This window comes from Candidatus Limnocylindrus sp. (assembly GCF_040397235.1).
Lineage (GTDB): Bacteria > Chloroflexota > Limnocylindria > Limnocylindrales > Limnocylindraceae > Limnocylindrus.
In genome coordinates, this window is the sequence record NZ_JBBAWH010000009.1 from 1 (window position 1) to 3113 (window position 3113).

Annotated in this window: 2 protein-coding genes; both read right to left on the minus strand. The window is 63.3% G+C overall.

Going from position 1 to position 3113, the window contains the following annotated elements; all coding sequences use genetic code 11:
- Positions 1–1948: hypothetical protein (locus AC3LB0_RS05895; RefSeq protein ID WP_488650235.1), on the minus strand; the 1948-nt coding region annotated here is incomplete at its 3' end.
- Between the two features lie 352 nt (positions 1949–2300).
- The coding region (locus AC3LB0_RS05900; RefSeq protein WP_488650236.1) for a hypothetical protein at positions 2301–3113 on the minus strand (813 nt) is incomplete at its 5' end.

A 3113-nucleotide genomic window follows, 5' to 3' on the forward strand; every position in this document is an offset into this window, starting at 1 on the left:
CGGGGACTCCGGAGTACCCGTTGAGTAGCGCTCCTATCGCGCCGCTGTTGTCGATCCACAGCTCGACTGGGCGCCCAACAAACCACTCTCTGGGTAAGCTGATGAAGGGCGTAATCGCCGCGATCAGCTCGAATTGCCCGATGTAAGTATCTCGCTGCTTACAGTCGTCGAAGAGCTTCACGAGCTCGTCGGGGACTTTGGCATGCGCGTGCACGGTGCCGTGTATCGGGTGGTAGACCACAAAGCCGACGTGTCCGGATGGGGGGCGCGTGCCACTCCTGTTCCTTTTCTTGCCTTCGGCGTCCGTGAAGATAATCACAGGGCGCGTGTCTGTCGGGGGCTCGAGCGGCAGCTCCAGCGCCGGGAGGTGGTCGCAGACGAATTGGATGAATTCGAGCGATTCGGCGATGTCGGTCGTGATCTCGGTCATGCGCGGCTGGTATTCCCTTGTCTTGATTGGGTGTAGGCACGCGCGCCCGAGGCTGCTGTAGCAGGGGGACATCATGAAGCCGGCTTTGCCGAAGATGGAGCTTGCGAGACCACTTCGTAGCTCGTTTGCATGCCAAACTTCGTTGACAAGCTCGCGCAGTTTTGCTCGGCGCTTTTTCGTGACATGCATTGTAAGCACGCTCTCCGTGATCCGTGCAAACGAGGATTCGACGCCGAGGTATTCGTTGGTCGTCGCCATGCTTGATCGCTTCGCTGGGTCGTACGGGAACCCTGCAAAGCGCGCAGAGTTGAGCTCGACCAGGCAATTCTGGCCTGACAGGCGGGCGCTCGTGGGTTCGCACACGTCATTGTCGTCGTAATAGTGCTCGCTGACTACCCATAGGAGCCGACGGGCGGCTGCTGTGGTGAGCTCGGGGCATCGGTTGAAGTTCACGACTGCCGACTTGAGTCCGAAGTTGTGCCCTGGGACTTCGCAGTATTGGACCTTCTTCGCGTGCGGGTTCCATACTGCGACGCATGTAAACTGCGGCTGCGACGTTGGGACGTGCCTGTACGCGGCGCGGAGATCTTCCGTGCCGTGCGACATGCGCAGGCGACGTCTCTTGTGGATGCCCCCTAGGCGCCTCGCGAATTCGCGCGCGATCATGATGGGAAAGTCGGCTCTGCCGCACGTGATGCGCTCGTGGAGCGTCGTCGCGCGGTTGTGTTTGGCCCGCTTTCCGTTGTCGATGCAACGCCACTTGTTCTTCTGCTTGATGGCGCTGCGTCCGAGGCATCGCCAGCGGCCCCGTCCATACTTTTTGTCCATTCTGGCGCGCGAGAAGGGCCCTTGCACGAGGCCTTCAGCGATCTCCTCCTCCGTACGCTGCCAGCATTGTTGCCTGCGCTCGCGTTGCTCGGCGTCGCCTTGCTTGGCAGATCGCTCGATCTCGTCGGCGATAGCAGTGACGACCCGAGTGTTGGCTAGCATGAACTCCTCCGGCGGAATCTCGGCTGGTTGGTATGCTGCTCTAAAGACGCCCGAGTCGGGTATGTCGAACACGACTGGGAAGCCGATAATGTAGAGCAGCGGCATGCGCACATCGGGCCACTGCATCGCGTCGATGAGGGCCGCTACCCAAGCGGCATTGAAGTCGGCGGCGATCAATCGCGCCGTCTCACACTTGCATGCGTCGAGGGTGGCTCGGAGCGGGCTGAGGGAGTCGGCGACCTTGCGCAGCACGCGCAAGCGCTCCTCCCTCTGCGCCGGCACGGCGTCGTGCTCGGCCACGTGGTGGTCGATGGCTGCTTTGAGATCCTGGTCGAGGGACGCTGCGGCCGCCTTGTCGAGCTCGGCGAGCGGGGATGGTCGCCGCGCTGCGGCCTGCGCAAACTCGTTGCGGCTTAGGATCTTCCCTTCGAGCTTATCGCGCCGAATCTCGGGAAAGTCGCGTTGGACGAAGGGGTGCAGCGCTCGGCTGCGGGTCGGGCGCTCGTACGGTCCCGTCGCCGTCATCATGCCTCGAAGCGACGTAACGGCGGCCTGGAACACGGGCCTGTGTTGCTCGATGTTGCTTGCGGGGAGGCCTCGGACGAGTGTGTCAAAGGCCACTAGTGGGACTTCAACTGCGTGCACACTCGACACGAACATACACGCGGGTGTAAGTACGAGGTTGCGTGCAGCTGGTGACACCACTCTCATAGCTCATCCCTTCCCTGCGCCGTGCGTGTGCAAGGGTGCCGGCTTCGGCTCCTTCTCCGATGAATTTCCGGGGTGCCGGGTTCGGCCTCTCCGCCGTGCATGCATGCAGGCGTGCTCCCGTCGCAGTCGCGATGCTTGCTGGCCGCTGCGCGCGCGCCGCGTGCAGCGCTCAGTGATTGCCCTTGATGTAAGGGTGATCTCCGCCGCACTTGCAGCAGATATGGTCGTGCTTGCATGCATCTCCTCTCGAGCACCCCGACTGCCAGAAATTGAATTCCTTGCAGATGTTCGGAGGGCACTCCACGCGAGGCGTACCTGGAGGGGGCGGGCCGGCGGGAGGGTGCGGGGTTCCGCGTCCTCCGCTGTTGGCGCCACGGCCTTGGCCCTTGCCGCCGCGGTTCTTGCCGTTCTTGATGTTGGCGAGCTCGCGCTCCTTCTGCTCGAGCGTCCTCTTCATGGCGGCCACGGCCTCCTCAGGCGTGCGGTCGGCCGCGCGCTTCTTGCCGTTGCTCGTGCTCGCGCCGCTCGGCGACTCGCTCGGCTTGTCGGAGACGGGCAGGCCGGCGGTGGAGTACAGCTCGGGGCTCTTCTCCACGCATTGGAAGGTGGCGGCGTCGAGGGAGTACCCCTTGAGCACCAGGTCGCTGATCCGCTTGTTGATGCGGAGGTCGATCGCGCGAAGCTGCGCGATGGAGAGGTGCGGCTGCTGGTTACGCAGCTCCTTCATCTTGGTGACCTGCGTCTCCAGGATGCGTGGCGACCCGAACAGGTCCATCGTCCTGGCGGTCATGTTGCCCGACGCGTCGGTCGTGACGTACCTCGTGGTGCTCTCCTTGCGGATCAGCTCGGGGTCCGGGGCGGGCGCGCCCGTCGCTGTCTTGAGGTCGGCGTGGCTGAAGCACGCTGCGACGCTCAGCATGTGCGCACGCCGCTCCATCTGCTGGGTAAGGTCTTCGAAGCTGACGATGGTGATGGCTTTGTC